This is a genomic window from Bacillus sp. 007/AIA-02/001 (assembly GCF_004634455.1).
Classification (GTDB): domain Bacteria; phylum Bacillota; class Bacilli; order Bacillales; family Bacillaceae_G; genus Bacillus_A; species Bacillus_A cereus.
On record NZ_SEIY01000001.1, the window covers coordinates 623,720 to 642,337 of the forward strand.

Below are 18,618 nucleotides of genomic sequence, written 5' to 3' on the forward strand. Positions count from 1 at the left end.
TCTCTCCTTTAATTATAAGTTTAGTAAGTGTCCTAATTTGTTTACTTTCGTTTGTAAATACGATTTATTCTCTTCTTTTGCCGGCATTTGTAACGGTACACGCTCGACTACTTCTAAATCGTAACCTTGTAAGCCAGCAATTTTTCTTGGGTTATTCGTTAATAATCGTAAGCTTTGTAAACCTAAATCTTTTAATATTTGAGCACCGATACCGTAATCACGAAGATCAGCAGGGAAGCCGAGTTTTTCATTTGCTTCTACAGTATCGAATCCTTCTTCTTGTAATTTATAAGCGCGAAGCTTATTAAGAAGCCCAATGCCTCTTCCTTCTTGTCTCATATAAAGAAGAACACCTTTTCCTTCACGCTCAATTTGAGCAAGTGCTGCATGGAGTTGTGGTCCGCAATCGCAGCGATGTGAACCGAATACATCTCCTGTTAAGCATTCAGAATGAACACGTACAAGTACCGGTTCACCTGTTGAAATATCACCTTTTACAAGTGCGATATGTTCTTTCGTATCTAATGAGTTAGAATAGCCAATTGCGTGGAAAGTACCGAAATCTGTAGGTAATGTAATTTCCACTTCTCTCGTCACAAGTGTTTCATGATGGCGGCGATAAGCAATTAAATCTTCTATTGTAATCATTTTTATATCAAATTGTTTTGCACATTCTATTAAATCAGGTACACGTGCCATCGTGCCGTCCTCATTTATAATCTCGCAAATAACTCCAGCTGGTTCGGCACCGCATAGCTTTGCTAAATCAACAGCAGCTTCTGTATGACCTGCACGACGCAGGACACCGCCTTCTTTCGCAATTAATGGAAAGATATGTCCAGGTCGATTGAAATCAGCGCCTTTTGATGCGGGGTTTAACAATTCTTGTATCGTAGTTGCACGTTCGTGAGCGCTAATCCCTGTTGTTGTAGAAACATGGTCAATGCTCACTGTAAACGCAGTATGATGTGAATCTGTATTATGAGATACCATTGGTTCTAATTGTAGACGTTCTGCGTACCCTGCTGTAATCGGTACACAAACGAGACCACGGCCATGTGTAATCATAAAATTAATTGTTTCTGGTGTAATGTACTCTGCTAAAGCAATAAAATCGCCTTCATTTTCTCGGTTTTCATCATCACATACGATAATGACTTTACCTTGTTTTAAATCTTCTAGAGCTTCTTCAATACGATGAAACATTGTGCTTCCCCCTTATAGAAATCCGTTTTCTTGTAAAAAGCTTTCAGTCATTGAACCTACTCGTTTTGTAGGTTTAGTAATAAAGCGTTCGATATATTTACCAATCATGTCACACTCAATGTTTACGATATCTCCGGCATTTTTTTCTCCAATGACAGACTCGCTTACTGTGTGCGGGATGAGCGAAATCGTTATGGAAGATTCGTCTATATCAAATATCGTTAAACTCGTTCCATCAACAGCAATGGACCCTTTCTGCAAACAATAGCGCAGCAGTTCATCAGAAATTGCTATTTTGTAATAGACGGCATTGTAATGTTGTTTTTTATTTAAAATCGTTCCGATGCCATCAATATGTCCTGAAACGAAATGTCCACCGAATCGTCCATTTGCAGCCATTGCTCGCTCTAAATTTACTTTAGAGTGCGGTTTAAGCATGCGAAGTGATGTCGACTGCATCGTTTCAGGCATTGCATCAACTGTAAATGAAGTAGTTGTAAAGTTTGTTACAGTTAAGCAAATACCGTTAACCGCGATACTATCACCTAAGTGAACATCTGATAAAATTTTCTTTGCATGAATCGTTAATTTCATCGCTTCTCCGCTTTGTTGCATGTTTGCTATCGTTCCTAATTCTTCTACAATTCCTGTAAACATTTCGTCACCTCGTTTCGGGCATTCGCAACGATTTTTATATCATCACCAATTTGTTTCATCTCTTGAATTTTCAAGGAAAGCGCATCTTGTAATTTTGAAAAACCATTTCCTCCAAATAAAGTAGGAGCATCTTTCCCACCAATTAATTTCGGGCTTATATAGGTTACAATTTCATTAAAATTGTTTGTTTTTAAGAAACTTGCATGAATCGATTGGCCACCTTCAACGAATAGAGAAAGAATTTGTTTCTCTCCAAGAAAGGAAAGAAGGTCCTCGATTTCTATATGCTTCGTTTCCATTTGGAATATAGCTATATTTTTAGATTCATAAGAAGATATCTTCTCTTTCTTTACATCCTTACCGACAATAATCCATGTCGGTGCTAAACCATCTGTTATAACATGAGAAGATGGTGGCGTTCGTAAATGGGTATCTAAAACAACGCGAATAGGATGTTTCCCACCATTTGGAATTCTTGTTGTTAAATGAGGATTATCAGCTATAACTGTATTCACTCCAACAAGAATTGCATCATGTGTATGGCGATATTGGTGAACATCAGCACGTGCTTCTTCACCTGTAATCCACTTACTTTCACCAGTTACAGTTGCTGTTTTTCCATCTAAGCTCATCGCTGTTTTGATTGTTACAAAAGGGCGTTTCGTTTTCATGTAGTGAAAAAAGTAGCGATTTAATAAAACTGCTTCTGCTTCAAGAACACCGGTAGTTACTTCAATTCTAGCTTCCTCTAATCTTCTTTTTCCGTTACCAGAAACGAGCGGATTACAATCGAGAGTAGCAATTACAACACGCTTAACTCCTTTTTCGATGAGCAATTCACAGCAAGGTGGTGTTTTTCCAAAGTGGCTACACGGTTCCAGTGTTACATAAACGGTAGCGTCTTTGGCGTTCTGACCAGCCATTTGAAGGGCATGAACTTCTGCGTGTTCTTCACCAGCTCGTAAATGAGCGCCCATACCAACGATGTTTCCATCTTTTACAACAACAGCACCAACCATAGGATTTGGACTTGTTTGTCCTGATGTTCCTTCTGCTAACTGCAGGGCAATCCTCATATATTCTTGATCTGTCATTTTCTTCACCTCTCCAAAAAAAATCAAAAAACCCCAAGGATTTAATATCCTTGGGGTTTGGGAGACGTGATTTCTAGAAATATAGTTTGAATACGAAAGCATAGGAAAGAAACCTAACGATAATTGATATTTCTGCATAAGGAAAAAACCTAGCAAAATATCGAATTTTTAAACGCTAGTTGTCTCTTTTTATTTCAGTATAAAAAATAAGTATAGAAAATTAAACATATATAAAGAATCAAAATGAATCTTTAAAAATATGCATACTGAAATAAAAGTGTATTCACTATATAAAAAACTAGAAACATATCCTTCTCCCATCCAGACTATACTGTCGGCCCTAGAGTTTCACTAGATCCACCGTTTTCGAGTTGAAAACGGGTCACGGACTTAGAAGTTTTCACTTCATCACCGCCGGTTGGGAATTTCACCCGACCCCGAAGGATGCTGTTTGCTCAAATTATAGCACAAAAAAAATAAAAGGCTAGTAAAAAATATTCGAATGTGAAGAATTGTGTGAAAATATATGCAGGCTGGAATGGAAATAAAAGTATTAGAAATGTTGTAAAGAGAAGGGATATAACGGAGTTGCTAAAAAGAAAAAACATGCACAAAAAAATGTGCATGTCACATGTAAAATTATTCTGCCTCTGGTGCTCTAACAACAGACTCGAATTTACCTTTATGCGAAGCGTCGCAATAAGGCATATTTTTTGATAAACCACAACGGCATAAAGAAAATGCCGGTTTTGCTGGGAATGCATTCCCTTGTGAGTCGACTAATTCCACGTCCCCTGTAACGCGAAAAGAGCCATTATCATTTACTTTAATTTGTACTTTTGCCAACGTTATCCCTCCTTCCCAAACGCTTAATTTCATCATATAATCAAGGGAAGTGCTTGGCAATATAAAGTGAAACTTTAATTAGTGGGGGAGGCATCCCCCACTAATTATTAGTTGAACCAATCGGGCTTTTAGGGGCAGTTAATCTCCCACCTAACTTCTTTGTTTCAGCCGAATTTTGAGGTGGGAGTTTTACTGCCCGCAAATAGCGGAGAAAAAAGAGCACTTTGTTTGAGAAAGAAGAGAGTGTTATAATAGTTTTCATAACTGACTAGAGTAAGGTGACGAGAGATGGATAAACAATTACATACATTACGAAACATTGCAAATGAGCGCACGTGGGCATCATTTTTGAATGATAATCATCCATATAGTTTGTTACATTGGTCCATTGCAGGTGTAGGGCAAGAGGCAAAGGATGTTTGGTTACTTCAAGATGAAGTAACATTTCAAACGACAGAATTCCCAACGTTAGATGATGCAATGCAATGGATTTCTGAAAATATGGAACAAGTTACAGACGTTTTAGCGCAATAAAAAACAGGCTTATGCAAGCCTGTTTTTTGTTTCTTTCACATATGTGTTTAAAAATTGATCGACGGCTGCTTCGTACTCTTCTTTATTTTCGTTATAAGAGCAAGCGTGTGCACCGTGTTCTGCAATATAAAGCTGCTTATTATTTTCTTTCGCTTCATATAACGCTTTTGTCATATCAGCTAAAATATAGTCGTCATCTTTACTATGAATAAAGAGAACGGGATTGTTAATGTTTTTTATACAGTCGATTGGTGAAACTTCACGAATTGTATAACCGTCACGAACTTTCAAAAATGCGTTTGCTAAAGGTAATAAAGGCCATTTTGGTAAATGGAATTCAACCTTTAAACGGTGCTGTAATTGTCCGTGAAAATCAGAGAAAGGACAATCTGCAATATAGAAATCAGCACCATCTTCTACAAGTCCTGCGTATTGAAGAAGTGTTGCAGCTCCCATAGATTCACCATGAATACCAAGTGTAATATTGGTGCCAAAACGGTTTTTTAGCCAGTCAACTACGGATTTTAAATCATGTTTTTCATAGTATCCATAGCTTGTTGTTTTTCCGCCAGTTTTACCATGACGACGATGATCGTAAATGAGGACGTTATATCCTCTTTTTAAGAATAAGTTTGCATATTTTACAGAGTTTATTTTATTTACAGTTACACCGTGGCAAAAAACCATAAACTTATTGGTGGAATGACCAGCAGGAATGTAATATCCGTGAAGGTCGTATCCAAATTGTGAAGGGATATGAATTTCTTCTTTATGAAGAGCATCAAAATCCTCTATACGAAAATGTTTTTTCGTTTCTCTTTCGAGTACTTCTTCCTCTGTTTTTTTCTTTAAGTACATCACTTTATTTGTAAAGAAAATCCCAAGGGCAGTTATTGCACCTAGTATAGTAAACAATGCTGCAAAAAAACGTTTCATACTTTACCTCATCCTCCAAATACCGTTACATGTGATACACTTATATTGTATCACAATGATATAAAAGGGGAGAAATAGGAAATGGTGCATATACAAAAAATTACGCCAGTGATGAAAGAAACAATCCGAATGTTCATGTGTGAGAACTGGGGAAGTTCATTGATGGTTTCACGTGGTAAGGGGCATCAATTAGAAGAGTTGCCAGGGTTTGTTGCGCTCTCAGATGACAGAATAATCGGAATTATAACGTATGAAGTGACCAGAAATATGTGCGAAATTGTATCGCTAGATAGCTTTGAAGAAAGAAAGGGGATAGGGACGAAACTTGTGGATTGTGTATTACAAGTTGCAGAAGAAGAACGGTGCAGACAGGTTTGGCTTATTACAACAAATGATAATATGAATGCGTTACGATTTTACCAAAAACGTAATTTTGTAATGACTAATTTATATGTGAATGCGGTAGAGGAGGCACGAAAAATAAAGAAAGAAATTCCATGTATTGGATATGATAATATCCCAATTTTACATGAAATTCAGTTGGAGTATCGTTTAGTGAAATGATGTAACAATTTTCAGAAATATGAGTTATTAATCTTGACGGATAGTTTAATTTAGGTTACCGTAAAATTGTAATCTATTACCATATTAAGGGGTGACGATGTGGCAACTATACGTGATGTTGCAAAATTGGCAGGTGTTTCAGTCGCAACCGTTTCACGAGTTATTAATGAAAAAGGATACGTTCATGAGGACACAGTAAAACAAGTAAAGGAAGCAATTGAAGAATTACGTTATAGGCCAAACAGTGCAGCGAAGCCACTATTTAAAGAGGATTCAACGATAATTGCATTACTTGTAGATAATTTATGTAACCAATCAAACATCACTTTGCTACATTGTATTGAGGAAATAGCATATAAAGAAGGTTATCAAATCATTATTTGTAATATAGAGAATAAAGATAGATACATACATATGCTGAAGCAAAATAACATTGCAGGTGTTATTTTGACAAGAGCAGTTTTTAAAAGTGTAGGAAAAATTCCATTTCCGTTTGTTGTGATCGATGAGCAACAATCACATGGAAATTATTATGAAAGTGGACAGAGAGCTGTTTCTGTATTAAAAGAGAAAGGGTGTCACTTTCTTGCATATTTCGGTGAGGGAGAAGAAAGTGCAGAAATGGAAGATCATATAGCAGGGTTTTTAGACGCTGTTTGGGATGAAGGAATCTCTTATCGAGAAGAATGTGTACAAGGGTATACAAATAAACAATTTATTACATTATTGCAAAACAATCCGTATGTAGATGGAATTGTAGCCTCAAGTGATCAGATTGCTATTGAGTTAATTCGGTCAGCGAGATTTCTAAATATACATATACCAGATAAATTAAAAATTGTTGGACCGAATGGGAGTATAGAGTGTGAATGGATAGGTTCATCACTACCGACAATTGAAAACTATGTCAAAGATAACGGAAAAGTAGCTTTTCAACAATTAAAAGGAAAAATAAAAAAGTAAAAGGTGCGTTTTATACGCACCTTTTTATAATGTAATTGCGGCAATAAAGCCAAATATAAGTAACGGTATATTGTAATGTAGAAAAGTGGGTACACATGTATCCCATATATGATGGTGCTGACCATCAGCATTTAAACCGGATGTTGGTCCAAGGGTACTATCCGATGCTGGAGATCCTGCGTCACCTAGTGCTCCGGCTGTACCGATAATTGCAATTGTGGCCATTGGACTAAATCCAAGCTGAATGCAAAGAGGTACAAAAATGGTTGTTAAGATAGGGATGGTTGAAAAGGATGAACCAATTCCCATCGTAACGAGAAGTCCAATAACGAGCATAAGAAATGCAGCGAGTGGTTTGTTATTTCCGATTATATGTGCACTCGTTTGCACTAGAGATTCAACATGTCCTGTTTTTCGAAGAACAGCGCCGAATCCAGCGGCAGCAATCATAACAAAGCCAATAAAGGACATCATACGCATTCCGCTTGTTAATATCGCATCTGCTTCTTTAAGTGGTAGACTGCCACTAACTGATAAGACGATAATACCTGCTAAAGCACCGAAAATCATTGATTCTGTTGTTAATTGAACAGTTAATGTAGCAATGATAGATAATAACCCGAAAGTAATGCTACGTTTTGTATAGGGAACGATTTCATTTTCGGTAGTATGAATTTGTTCTGTTTCATACGTACGAGGTTTTCGGTACGTAATGAATACCGCTACACATAATCCAATAATCATACCGATTGCTGGAATAGTCATTGCTTTTGGAATAAGTGCGACATCAAATGTAAGACCGCTTTGCGCAGCGTTGGTTTGCAATACGTCATGATAAATTTTTCCGAACCCTGCAGGGATCCACATATAAGGAGTAATCAATCCAAATGTAATAATACATGTGACAAGTCTGCGATCCACTTTCAGCTCAGTTAATACTTTTAAAAGTGCTGGAATTAAGATGGGGATGAAAGCAATGTGAACAGGAATCACATTTTGTGAGAAACAAGCCATCATTAAAATAATGAATAAAATAAGTACCTTAGAATAAACTTGTTTTTTCGTGTCTTGTTCATTGCCAATCCATTTTAATGCAGTTTGAATCATAGCATCTGGAAGTCCTGTTTTGGAAAGGGAAATAGCGAAACCACCAAGCATTGCATAACTTAAAGCGATTGGAGCACTGTTTCCAAGACCAGTTGTAAAAGTGTTAATCGTTTCTGAAATACCGAGTCCGCCGATAAGTCCGCCTGTTAAAGCTCCAACAATGATGGCGACAATGACCTGGACACGTAACAAACTAAGCAATAGCATAATTGCTACTGCGACGAGTACAGCGTTCATAATAAATGTAATCTCCCTAAATTTTTATTCTGTTAAGACAAGTACATATGAAACATTTTGCTATGTTTATACATACTTGCGACATATTATTATAAAATGTTTTCTATGAAATGTAAAAGAGCCTTTTGTGACTAATGCTGAAAAGCTAGCTCTTGTTTAATTGATTGCAAAGAATTGGCGAATAATTCTGGTTCTTCTAGATCAGGAGAATGTGCTGAGTTTGGGAACCAAATCATCTTTTTTATAGGCGCTTCAATAATATCGCAATATTCCTGAACGAGTGCATAAGGAGTTTGATAATCATAGCGACCAGAACAAAAATAAACTGGAATAGATAAACTTGAGATAGAAGAAAAGAAATCGATTGTCAGCATTTCTTCCCATAAAACGCCAGATTTTAAATTTCCTGCGAGAAACTTGAACCAATCTAATAGCGTGTACTCAGGAGAAAAGAAACCTTTTCGTATGAAAGAAAAGGAAGATCCATTTTGGATTGCGCCTCCGAATGTGCCAAGCCACTTTCTTTGAATAATGAGACGTCTCGTATCTAAAAATGGTGGCTTTCCTAATTTTAAAAGGGAAGCTAATGCTTTTTTATGATTATGTTTTTTTGCAGAACGAATTAAATGTTGATATAGCAATTCTTCATTTTGTTTCATATGTACAATTTGCCCAATACCGATGTAAGCCTCAATATACTTTGGATATTGATGTGCTATGTTAAGCCCAATAATACTTCCCCAAGAATGACCAGCGAGAAATAGTTTTTGTTTGTTGAACCTTTTAAGTACATATTGAATCACTTCTTTTGCATCGGAAACGAATTGTTCGATTGTGAAATTTGCTCCGAAATCTTTCAGTGAAAAGGATTTACCAGCCCCGCGCTGATCCCAATTAATAACAATAAATTGCTTCTCTAATTCTTTTTGAAAATGGCGAATAAATCCGATTTGTGCCATCCCAGGTCCGCCGTGACAGCATAATAAAATAGGTTGCTCTACGTTTTGTCCACGCATAAGGAGAGTTTGTTTTCGATTATTAATCATAACGCTTTCTATCGTAGCGATACTGTTAGGAATGAGTTGTTTGTTTTCATTATAGAACTGAGGGGTGTAGCTACGAAAAAGCATATTGAAAACCTCCTTTTGTGAAATCGTATGAATCGCACAGGCTATTCATTTTGCATATACTGTTAGAAAATCATTGTAACATACCATACTAGTGTCATTTCAACACGGGAGGAGGGAAATTGTGACGATTGGAGAAATTATAGATGGTTTAAATAGACGTGAACCCATCGCTATTATAGCAAAACGTCTTGAAATAAGCCCGTATACATTATCGAAGAAATTAAGATTGATTGGATACGAATATGATGGAGAGCAGAAGAAACGTATTTTTGTAGGAGATGGAGAAGAACCACGTCACTTACAACTCCAAGAAGCGACCGCCCTTCAATATGAGAAAACAGATTATCAATTGTTAATTTATGAGCAATTACAAAGCATTTATGAATTATTAAGAAAAAGAGAAGAAGTAATTGTACCAATTATGAGTAAAAGTACAGAGAAGAAGAGACGAACCTTTTCTATTAATACAGAAATATTATCACAATTGGACCTTATATCAGAATCGAAAGGAATTCAAAAATCTAAACTTGTAGAAGAGGCGTTGCACCAATTTTTACAGCAATATGAAGTTGACAAAACATCACATTTTGATAACTAAAGAAAAGGATACTATGTTCATTGGAAGAACGAGTATCCTTTTTATGATGTATATTACGTATAAAATAGAGGATCAGTATAAATCCTTTATGGCGTGAAAAATGAAATTTATTATTAGAGAAACACTTAATTTACTTTTTGAATTCTTCCATCAATAACTGGCTGAATTGGTTCTTTTAATTGTTTTACGTAATCGACTAACGCTTCAAAGTCGTTTGGACCAGTTTCTGCATTTTTACCATTTTTAAATGATACGAATCCGTCACCGCCAGAAGCTAAGAAGGCATTTGCAACTACGCTATACATTTTAGATGGAGATAATTCTTCTCCGTTTGTTAAACGTATATTTGTAACTTTTTCACCGTTTGGTTTATTTGCATCCCACGTATATTGAATACCTGAAATTTGAAGCATTCTTGTTGTTCCTTTTTGCCATTGCTGATTTAAAATATCGCGAATGTCTTGACCTGTTAAATCTACTTTAATTAATTGATTTCCAAAAGGTTGAATGCCGTATAACTCACCCCACGTAATATCACCAGCATCTAAGTCATTACGAATGCCACCAGGATTCATGAGGGCGATTTGAGTTTGCATCGTTTGACGCTGAGCATCGGCAACTAAATTTCCAAGAGTGGACTCACCAGCATCATTTTGTTTACGGTCGATAGGTGCTGTAGATTTTCCGACTACTTCATTTACAAGTGGTGCAATTTTTTCTTTATATTGATCTAGTTTTTTCTTTACTTGTTTATCAGGTTCTACACCTTCATGATACGTTGTAACAACTTCAGCTTTTTTCTTTACAATATCCTTTGTTTTACGATCAATTGTTACATCCACGTCTGAGAAAGCCGTTCCGTATGAATTTGCTTGGACAATTAGTTTATTATTTACTGTACCATTTACATACGTATGACTATGTCCACCGAAAATAACATCAACTTCTGGGTCTGTTTCATTTGCAATTCGAGTAAGATCGCCATTTGTTACCCCAGACTCATCGGTTGTTCCACCGACATGAGCAAGAACGACGATAGATTTAACGCCGAGACGTTTTAATTGTTGTGTTGATTTATTAATTGCTTCTACTTCATCAGTAATTTGTACATTGTTAAGCATCGTAGGCATAACGACATTTGGTGTATCAGTTGTAACAACCCCAATGAATCCTACAGGAACACCATCTACCATTTTTACAGTAAACGGTGGTAAAAATAAGCGGCCAGTTGATTTGTTGTAGAAGTTAGCAGCTACATAGGGGAAGTTAGCCCCTTTGAAATTCCCTGTTTTTTCATGATATCCACCGTAAATGAGGCGTTGCATTTCATCAATACCTTCATCAAATTCATGGTTTCCGATTGTACCGACATCAAATTTTAAGTCATTTAAAAATTCAATTGTCGGTTCATCTTGTAATAATGCTGAAACTGGTGGACTAGCTCCGACGATATCACCAGCATGTACGAGAAGTGTATTAGGGTTTTGTTTTTTACGTTCTTTTAAATAAGTAGCTAAGTAATCAGCGCCACCAGCTTCTTTATTATTGATTTTTTTAACAGTATCTAGTTGTCCATGGAAATCATTAATACCAAGCATTTGTACGTCTATGTAGCGGTTTTGTTCAGTTGGATTCTGAGATGGGGGAGCGGCAAATACGCTTGAAAAAGTAATGGTGCTTAAAACAGCAACGGCAGGAATAATTTTTTTCCACATAATATAATTCTCCTTTTTTTATAATCTGACATCATACGACATAATTTTAATAGATTCATAGGATTATAGCTACACAAAAATTTAGTCTTTTCGAAAAATTAACATATTTACAAAAAGTGAATAATAGAGTGAAGACCTTTTTTTATTGTCGATTTCATCGTGTATCTACTATAATGGAGAAAAAAGTAAAAGGTGAGTAGCATGAAGAAAAAGAAACAAAGACAAATACAAAGACAATCACAAGTGAATCAACCGAAGAAAGAAACACTTACATTAGGCGATCAATTAAATGATTCACTCATGCAACAATTAAAGAGTAAGAAGAAAGAGTTGCAAGTGAGGGAAGAGGAAAAAGAGGCAGCTGAACTGGAAAGAAAGCGCCAAGAACAAAAAGAACGTGAAAAGAATAAATCATTTGAAGAACTGCTAAGTGAAAGTAACCTTACTTGGAAAGACTTTAAATAATAAAAAATGATCAGTGGTATTTCACTGATCATTTTTTGACGAGCTTGTAAGAAAAGGGGAGTTAGAATGAGAAAAATTATCGTTGTTCCACATGAAAACCATTGGAGTGAAAAATTTCAAATGGAGGCTGAAAGATTAAAAACAGCGATGCCAGAAACGGTGAAAATTCATCATATTGGAAGTACGTCAGTGCCCGGACTGGCAGCTAAACCTATTATTGATATGATCATGGAAGTAGAAAATATCGAAAGAGTAGATGGGTGGAATGAACGATTTATAGAGCTTGGTTACATCGTAAAAGGGGAAAATGGTATTTCAAGACGCCGATATTTTATTCATGGAACTGAAGAAAAACGTTCGTATCATTTACACGTGTTTGAAAAAGGAAATCCAGAGATTGTAAGGCATTTAGCGTTTCGTGATTATATGATGGCTCATTGTGAAGAAGCAGAGGCATATGCAACCTTAAAGAGAGAATTAGCCGAAAAGTATACATATGATGGCACGTTATATACGGAAGGGAAAAATGAGTTTGTGCGCAATGTGGATGAAAAAGCGAAAGAATGGAGAGAAAATAACTTAAATGAATGAGTTCACGTTATTTTTTAGCTATATAAAAGTGTTATGTAAACTGTACGTATGTTTTGACTTTTGGGATGAATCTTGTTGAAATAAAGTTGTGGCTTATAAAAAATGTAACAATGAAAGGGAGACGACTGTGCATATTCCAACAACTACACTTCATAATGGCGTGAAAATGCCGATGATTGGTCTAGGCGTATATAAAGCGAAAGAAGGAGACGAAGTAAAGCAAGCAGTAAAAACAGCGTTAGAAGTTGGATACCGTTCGATTGATACAGCAACTGTATATGAAAATGAAAGCGGTGTCGGAGAGGCGATACGTGAATCAGGAATTCCAAGAGAAGATATATTTATAACAACAAAAGTATGGAACGACGATCAAGGATATGAGGAGACACTCGAGGCGTTTGAAAAGAGTTTGAAAAAATTACAAATGGACTATGTAGATTTATATTTAATACATTGGCCGGTAAGAGGGAAGTATGTTGATACGTACCGAGCTTTGGAGAAATTGTATGAAGAAGGTAAAGTGCGCGCGATTGGTGTTTCTAATTTTCATAAACATCATTTAGAACTATTATTACCAAATTGCAAAGTGAAGCCGATGGTAAACCAAGTGGAACTTCATCCGATGTTGACGCAATTTGAGTTGCGCAATTATTGTCAAGATGAGCAAATTCAAATGGAAGCATGGAGTCCGTTAATGAGGGGCGGAGAAGTATTCCAGCATCCAATCATTCAGGCTATTGCTAACAAATATGAAAAAACACCTGCACAAGTTATATTAAGGTGGGATATTCAAAGCGGAATTGTTACAATTCCTAAATCTGTTACACCATCTCGTATTGAAGAAAACTTTACTATTTTTGATTTTGCACTAACTGAAGAAGAGATACGTCAAATTAACACGTTGAATCGTGATTTACATGTAGGAACGAATCCTGATAAATATGATACGTTATAAAAAAGACTGTCTCCTAATACTGGAGACAGTCTTCTGTTTATCGGTAATTCGATATTTTTAACGATGCAAAGCATATGTGTCATATTTAACAATCTTTTGAAGTTGTATATATTCTTCTTTCGTTAAAGGTAACTGTTGGCTAGCTCGTATATTTTCCTGTAATTGTTGAAGCGAGCTTGCACCGGGTATAACAGCTGCAACAGTCTTACTATGTAAGCAATATTGAATAGCTGTTCCTGTTAAAGAGCGTTCTCCAATCGTTTCTTTTACACTCGCTAGAGTTGTATGTAATTCATCGTAAGAATAAGAGAGATAATCCTTTTCCTTTACTCTTTCTATTTTTTTTGCATTGTTGTCAGTTAAAATTCCTTTTGCAAGTGGTCCGCGGGCAATGACGCTAATTTGGTGTTCATTCAGAAGGGGGAACCATTCTTCTGGACGACGATTTAAAAGGCTATATTCCATTAGTACACTAACGATGTTTGAGCGTTTTGCATACTCACGAACGACATTTGGGCGTATAGAAGAAATACCGTAATGGCGAATAATACCTTCCTTTTTCAATTCTTCAAAAGCTTCAATTGTTTCATCTATTGGATCTTCAGTCGTTCCGCCATGAAGTTGGTAAAGATCAATATAATCAGTTTGAAGTCTACGTAAACTTTCCTTTACTTCAGTTTTTATGTAAGCTTTAGAAGGATCCCAAGACCAGCCATTTTTTTCTTCTGTCCAACGATTTCCAACTTTCGTTGTAAGAACAATTTGGTCTCTTCTTCCCTTCAAGGCTTTTCCAACAAATTCTTCATTTAATCCGTAATCATATAAATCTGCTGTATCAAAAAAATTAATTCCTAAATCGATTGCTTCATCGATAATACGCATAGCTTCTGTTTCAGATGTACCGAGAGACATACAGCCAAGGCCCATTTCTGTAACAAACAAATCTGAGTTTCCTAATTGACGTTTTTTCATAGGTCAACCTCCTTACCTTTATTGTACGAGAGGGAAAAGAGGTTGACAAACGTTTACTTTTCGTTTCGCATTAACTGCCCGTAAAAGCATGATTAATGTTTCACTTTATTTGCTGTAATCCACTCTTGTACAGTTGTATACTCTTTGCTATATTGCTTTAGCTTATGGCGAATTTGCCATGCTTTTCCGACTAAAGTGACGCGATTTGGTAAAATATAAACTTTCATTTCTATCACGCTCCTTTCAATGTGGTAAAATGTATGAGGAAAGAATAGGAAATAGAACAGGGAGATGAAGTAGTATGAGTAATCTTGCAGAGAGAACAGTAAAAACTGAGCCGATTTTTGATGGTAGAGTTATAAAAGTTCGTGTTGATGATGTAGTATTACCAAATGGAGCAATGAGTAAACGTGAAATTGTAAATCACCCTGGTGCAGTTGCTATTATTGCTATTACTGATGAGGGGAAAATTGTGCTTGTTGAGCAGTATCGTAAAGCGCTTGAAAAGGCGATTATAGAAATTCCAGCTGGTAAGTTAGAACCTGGTGAAAAACCTGAGGTAACAGCAGTTCGTGAATTAGAAGAGGAAACAGGATATGTATGTGAAAATATGGAGCTCATTACTTCTTTTTATACATCTCCAGGATTCGCAGATGAAATTTTATATGTATATAAAGCGACAGGTTTGACAAAAAAAGAAAATAAAGCTGAGTTAGATGAAGATGAGTTTGTGGAATTAATGGAAGTATCGTTAGAAGAAGCGATTACTCTTATGAAAGATCTTCGTATTCATGATGCGAAGACGATGTTTGCGGTACAATATTTACAACTACAAAAATAAACACTCGCCAAAGGCGAGTGTTTTTTAATTGATTTTTGCATATACACGTGCATCACGTAAGCTACCATCTGGTGCTAGGAAATCATTTTCCATTGTACCTTCTAGAATGAATTCTAGACGTTCTGCTAAGCTACATGCATTTATATTTGTTGCATCAGTACGAATTTCAATTCTTCTAGCGCCTAGTTTATCAAAGGCGAACTGAATTGCACCTTTAACAGCTTCGGTCATATAGCCTTGTTTTGTATAGGCACTATGTAGCCAGAAGTGAAGTGAAAACTTTGGAATATCCCAGTTTTCAGGCTTTAGTGTAATTGCTCCGATGAATGTACCAGATACTTTATCGTATAAGTGAAAATCAAGTGTTTCACGAAGTAAAAACTGTCCGTGAGCTTCGCGAACAATTTCTTCAGCACTCTCTTCTGTTTCAGCGTTAATTGGTATCCACGGTACTAAGTCTTCTAGAGAAGCTTGGATTGCTTCATATACTTCTGCACCATCACCTGGAAATGGTTTACGAACTTGCAAGCGTTCAGTTTGAAATAATGTTGGAAAATCTAATAATAATGGTTTCAAGAGAAATCCCTCCTATTCTCTACTTTTTAGTTTAGCAAAGTAGAGCGGAATTTCAATGTTAATTCGTCATACTTTTTTCTTTCTTTCATACATTTTTAATAAGAGTGTGAACGGAGGGAAGAAAAATGTGGCGAAAAAATTGGCAAGACCGTGTAATGTCTCACATACAGGAAAACTCTTCATTATATATATTTAACGCCGTTTTATTATTGATGGGAGTAATATTCGGAGCTATTCTGGTGAATAGTTTACAAATCAATCAAAAACAAGATTTATCATTTTACTTACAACGTTTTTTTGGACAAGTCTCTAAAGGAGAATTTGCCATTGCGGGCGAAATGTTTCGAGAAAGTTACTTTTCGCAATTAAAATACATCGGATTTATTTGGATTTTAGGGATTTCAATTATTGGATTACCACTTATTTTTATTTTATTATTTGTAAAAGGAGTTGTCGTTGGATTTACAGTTGGTTTTTTAGTAAGTCAGCATGGATGGAATGGACTATTATTAGCATTTGTATCTGTTTTGCCACAAAATTTAATTATCATTCCAGTCTTTCTCGTTATGACAACTATTGCTGCAAGTTTTTCTTTACGGATGATTAGGCATCAATTTATTAGAAAAATAACCGAGCCACTATTACCATTATTAATCCGTTATACATGCTTCTTTCTCGTAATTGGAGTGGTGTTAGCACTTGCTTCTAGTGTGGAGGCTTACGCATCACCAGTTTTAATGAAAGAAGTCGTTGAGGCTATTAATAAAAAATAAATACTTTTTGAGAATAATTATCAATTTGTTTTTATTGTTTTTTTCTTTTGACAGAAGCCCTTCTTCTGATATAATGGTGTAAGAGTGGCGAGGAGGGAGTAGTACCGAATGGAAGAAAGAATTGAACGAATTAAGAAGCAATTACATGCAGCGAGCTACAAATTAACACCGCAACGTGAAGCAACAGTTCGTGTGCTGCTAGAAAATGAAGAAGATCATTTAAGCGCAGAAGATGTTTACCTCCTTGTAAAAGAAAAGTCGCCAGAGATCGGATTAGCAACCGTCTATCGAACTTTAGAACTATTATCTGAGTTAAAAGTTGTCGATAAGATTAACTTCGGAGACGGTGTTTCACGCTATGACTTACGCCAAGAAGGTGCGCAGCGTTTCCACCATCATTTGATTTGTACACAATGTGGTGCTGTACAAGAAATACAAGAAGATTTACTTGGTGAAGTGGAAAGGAAAGTAGAACGAGACTGGAGCTTTAAGGTGAAAGATCATCGTTTAACATTCCATGGGATTTGTAAAAATTGTCAAGAAAATGAAACGGATGAAAAATAACCTTTTCCTATTTATCTAGGAAGAGGTTTTTTATTTGAATAAGGTATAAATTGGTGAAAGCTTGGCATATGTTGTAATAACTTATATTTTGGAGGAATTTACAATGCGCCGAGCTTTAAAATTAACTTTTGATGGAATAAAAGTATTTTTATTATTTACAAGTTGTACGATTTTGTTTTATTTCGCTATACTATGGATAAATGAAGAATATGAAAGCTATCATCGTTATGAAAAACCTAAAGAAGAGACTGTAGAAAAAGTATCAGGGAATGAAGAACCGGCAAAGGATGCTTTCGTAAATAGAATGATGTTTTTCTATGAAAATGGGGAGTAGTGTAGAGTGGAAGATCAATTAAAAGATTTTATTCATTATATGGTTGTCGAAAAAGGATTAGCAAAGAATACAGTAGTATCTTATGAACGGGATTTAAAAAGCTACGTAAAGTATTTGCAAAATGTGGAACAGACGAAAACTTTTCATGAAGTGACCCGTTTACATATTGTTAATTTTTTGCAGTATTTAAAAGAGAACGGAAAATCTTCGAAAACATTAGCGCGTCATATCGCATCAATTCGTTCGTTCCACCAATTTTTACTTCGTGAACGAGCGGTAGAACACGATCCATCCGTACATATTGAAACGCCACAAGGGGAACGGAAATTACCAAAAGTATTATCAGTTGATGAAGTAGAGGCGTTACTTCAAACACCAAAAATGACAAGTGCTTTTGGGATTCGTGATAAGGCGATGCTAGAGTTACTGTATGCGACAGGACTTCGTGTTTCAGAATTGATTGCACTCAATTTAGAAGATGTACATTTAACGATGGGATTTGTTCGTTGCATAGGGAAAGGGAATAAAGAAAGAATTATTCCACTAGGAAGTTTAGCAACGGAAGCGATTCAAAAGTATATTGAAAAAGGAAGAAGAGAATTAATGGGGAAAAAAGTAGTAGATGCACTCTTTTTAAACCATCATGGTAATCGTTTATCAAGACAAGGATTTTGGAAAATATTAAAACGATTAGCGAAAGAAGCAAATATTGAAAAAGAGCTTACACCTCATACGTTGCGTCACTCGTTTGCTACGCACTTATTAGAAAATGGAGCAGATTTACGTGCTGTACAAGAAATGCTTGGACATGCAGATATTTCAACGACTCAAATCTATACGCACGTTTCAAAAACTAGATTAAAAGATGTATATAAACAGTTTCATCCGAGAGCATAGTTACTATGCTCTTTTTTCATAGATTAAGAGGGGAAGACCGCTTCACAGAAACTTCACAAACAT

General features: G+C 35.9%; 23 protein-coding genes and 1 riboswitch. Of the genes, 12 read left to right on the plus strand and 11 right to left on the minus strand.

Annotation, left to right across the window (positions count from 1 at the left end):
• Positions 1–12 precede the first annotated feature (12 nt).
• The 4 genes from ribBA to ES895_RS03395 all read right to left on the minus strand — a co-directional run bounded on the left by ribBA (position 13) and on the right by ES895_RS03395 (position 3,803).
• Positions 13–1,206, minus strand: a complete 1,194-nt coding sequence (gene ribBA / locus ES895_RS03380) for a bifunctional 3,4-dihydroxy-2-butanone 4-phosphate synthase/GTP cyclohydrolase II (RefSeq protein ID WP_000468978.1) — start codon at positions 1,204–1,206, stop codon at positions 13–15.
• Positions 1,207–1,218: 12 nt separating this feature from the next.
• Positions 1,219–1,863, minus strand: coding sequence for a riboflavin synthase subunit alpha (gene ribE / locus ES895_RS03385; protein ID WP_000493901.1), 645 nt, complete (start codon positions 1,861–1,863; stop codon positions 1,219–1,221).
• The gene (gene ribD, locus ES895_RS03390; protein WP_000131988.1) at positions 1,845–2,957 is read right to left on the minus strand and encodes a bifunctional diaminohydroxyphosphoribosylaminopyrimidine deaminase/5-amino-6-(5-phosphoribosylamino)uracil reductase RibD; all 1,113 of its coding nucleotides are present in this window, start codon (positions 2,955–2,957) and stop codon (positions 1,845–1,847) included. The genes ribE and ribD overlap by 19 nt, the downstream gene beginning before the upstream one ends.
• A gap of 305 nt (positions 2,958–3,262) precedes the next feature.
• A riboswitch (FMN riboswitch) is annotated at positions 3,263–3,406 on the minus strand.
• 190 nt (positions 3,407–3,596) lie between these two features.
• Positions 3,597–3,803, minus strand: a complete 207-nt coding sequence (locus tag ES895_RS03395; protein ID WP_001151579.1) for a CDGSH iron-sulfur domain-containing protein — start codon at positions 3,801–3,803, stop codon at positions 3,597–3,599.
• A 288-nt stretch (positions 3,804–4,091) separates the two neighbouring features.
• Between ES895_RS03395 and ES895_RS03405 the strand changes: the two genes are divergently transcribed.
• The gene (locus ES895_RS03405; RefSeq protein WP_000360793.1) at positions 4,092–4,337 is read left to right on the plus strand and encodes a DUF2552 family protein; all 246 of its coding nucleotides are present in this window, start codon (positions 4,092–4,094) and stop codon (positions 4,335–4,337) included.
• Between the two features lie 9 nt (positions 4,338–4,346).
• Here the strand turns inward: ES895_RS03405 and ES895_RS03410 are convergent, their stop codons facing one another.
• Positions 4,347–5,273 carry an alpha/beta hydrolase gene (locus tag ES895_RS03410; RefSeq protein WP_000819234.1) on the minus strand — a complete coding sequence of 309 codons (927 nt, stop codon included), beginning with the start codon at positions 5,271–5,273 and terminating at the stop codon, positions 4,347–4,349.
• 81 nt (positions 5,274–5,354) lie between these two features.
• On the opposite strand from ES895_RS03410, the gene ES895_RS03415 reads away from it, so the two are divergent.
• A complete protein-coding gene (locus ES895_RS03415) occupies positions 5,355–5,837 on the plus strand; it encodes a GNAT family N-acetyltransferase (protein ID WP_135238163.1) in 483 nt (160 codons plus the stop codon).
• A gap of 99 nt (positions 5,838–5,936) precedes the next feature.
• The gene (locus ES895_RS03420; RefSeq protein WP_000201341.1) at positions 5,937–6,800 is read left to right on the plus strand and encodes a LacI family DNA-binding transcriptional regulator; all 864 of its coding nucleotides are present in this window, start codon (positions 5,937–5,939) and stop codon (positions 6,798–6,800) included.
• Between the two features lie 24 nt (positions 6,801–6,824).
• Here ES895_RS03420 and ES895_RS03425 read toward each other — a convergent pair whose 3' ends face one another.
• Complete coding sequence (locus ES895_RS03425) at positions 6,825–8,144, minus strand: Na+/H+ antiporter family protein (protein WP_000994819.1); 1,320 nt, start codon at positions 8,142–8,144, stop codon at positions 6,825–6,827.
• 131 nt (positions 8,145–8,275) lie between these two features.
• Positions 8,276–9,274, minus strand: coding sequence for an alpha/beta fold hydrolase (locus tag ES895_RS03430; RefSeq protein ID WP_000898967.1), 999 nt, complete (start codon positions 9,272–9,274; stop codon positions 8,276–8,278).
• Positions 9,275–9,395: 121 nt separating this feature from the next.
• Here ES895_RS03430 and ES895_RS03435 point away from each other — a divergent pair, with 121 nt between their 5' ends.
• Complete coding sequence (locus ES895_RS03435) at positions 9,396–9,872, plus strand: ribbon-helix-helix domain-containing protein (RefSeq protein ID WP_000151926.1); 477 nt, start codon at positions 9,396–9,398, stop codon at positions 9,870–9,872.
• 125 nt (positions 9,873–9,997) lie between these two features.
• Here ES895_RS03435 and ES895_RS03440 read toward each other — a convergent pair whose 3' ends face one another.
• Positions 9,998–11,587, minus strand: coding sequence for a bifunctional metallophosphatase/5'-nucleotidase (locus ES895_RS03440; RefSeq protein WP_000265560.1), 1,590 nt, complete (start codon positions 11,585–11,587; stop codon positions 9,998–10,000).
• 201 nt (positions 11,588–11,788) lie between these two features.
• Here ES895_RS03440 and ES895_RS03445 point away from each other — a divergent pair, with 201 nt between their 5' ends.
• The 3 genes from ES895_RS03445 (at position 11,789) to ES895_RS03455 (ending at position 13,598) form a co-directional block, all read left to right on the plus strand.
• A complete protein-coding gene (locus tag ES895_RS03445) occupies positions 11,789–12,052 on the plus strand; it encodes a YqkE family protein (protein WP_000727548.1) in 264 nt (87 codons plus the stop codon).
• A gap of 66 nt (positions 12,053–12,118) precedes the next feature.
• Positions 12,119–12,643, plus strand: a complete 525-nt coding sequence (locus ES895_RS03450; RefSeq protein WP_001226445.1) for a GrpB family protein — start codon at positions 12,119–12,121, stop codon at positions 12,641–12,643.
• Between the two features lie 127 nt (positions 12,644–12,770).
• The gene (locus ES895_RS03455) at positions 12,771–13,598 is read left to right on the plus strand and encodes an aldo/keto reductase (protein WP_000547991.1); all 828 of its coding nucleotides are present in this window, start codon (positions 12,771–12,773) and stop codon (positions 13,596–13,598) included.
• Positions 13,599–13,655: 57 nt separating this feature from the next.
• Here the strand turns inward: ES895_RS03455 and ES895_RS03460 are convergent, their stop codons facing one another.
• Both ES895_RS03460 and mciZ read right to left on the minus strand, forming a co-directional pair.
• Positions 13,656–14,570, minus strand: coding sequence for an aldo/keto reductase (locus ES895_RS03460; RefSeq protein ID WP_000747227.1), 915 nt, complete (start codon positions 14,568–14,570; stop codon positions 13,656–13,658).
• A gap of 92 nt (positions 14,571–14,662) precedes the next feature.
• On the minus strand, positions 14,663–14,797 hold the full coding sequence (mciZ, locus tag ES895_RS03465; protein WP_000870302.1) for a Z-ring formation inhibitor MciZ: 135 nt from the start codon (positions 14,795–14,797) through the stop codon (positions 14,663–14,665).
• 74 nt (positions 14,798–14,871) lie between these two features.
• Here mciZ and ES895_RS03470 point away from each other — a divergent pair, with 74 nt between their 5' ends.
• On the plus strand, positions 14,872–15,411 hold the full coding sequence (locus tag ES895_RS03470; protein ID WP_000067041.1) for an NUDIX hydrolase: 540 nt from the start codon (positions 14,872–14,874) through the stop codon (positions 15,409–15,411).
• 24 nt (positions 15,412–15,435) lie between these two features.
• Here ES895_RS03470 and ES895_RS03475 read toward each other — a convergent pair whose 3' ends face one another.
• On the minus strand, positions 15,436–15,987 hold the full coding sequence (locus tag ES895_RS03475; RefSeq protein WP_000803479.1) for a GNAT family N-acetyltransferase: 552 nt from the start codon (positions 15,985–15,987) through the stop codon (positions 15,436–15,438).
• 155 nt (positions 15,988–16,142) lie between these two features.
• On the opposite strand from ES895_RS03475, the gene spoIIM reads away from it, so the two are divergent.
• The 4 genes from spoIIM (at position 16,143) to xerD (ending at position 18,555) form a co-directional block, all read left to right on the plus strand.
• Positions 16,143–16,760 (plus strand): stage II sporulation protein M, encoded by a 618-nt coding sequence (gene spoIIM, locus ES895_RS03480; RefSeq protein WP_013142149.1) that lies wholly within the window; start codon positions 16,143–16,145, stop codon positions 16,758–16,760.
• 108 nt (positions 16,761–16,868) lie between these two features.
• Positions 16,869–17,324, plus strand: coding sequence for a ferric iron uptake transcriptional regulator (fur, locus tag ES895_RS03485; RefSeq protein ID WP_000392657.1), 456 nt, complete (start codon positions 16,869–16,871; stop codon positions 17,322–17,324).
• Between the two features lie 103 nt (positions 17,325–17,427).
• Positions 17,428–17,658 carry a YqzK family protein gene (locus ES895_RS03490; protein ID WP_001250432.1) on the plus strand — a complete coding sequence of 77 codons (231 nt, stop codon included), beginning with the start codon at positions 17,428–17,430 and terminating at the stop codon, positions 17,656–17,658.
• A gap of 6 nt (positions 17,659–17,664) precedes the next feature.
• A complete protein-coding gene (gene xerD / locus ES895_RS03495) occupies positions 17,665–18,555 on the plus strand; it encodes a site-specific tyrosine recombinase XerD (RefSeq protein WP_000390088.1) in 891 nt (296 codons plus the stop codon).
• The last annotated feature ends 63 nt before the right edge of the window (positions 18,556–18,618 follow it).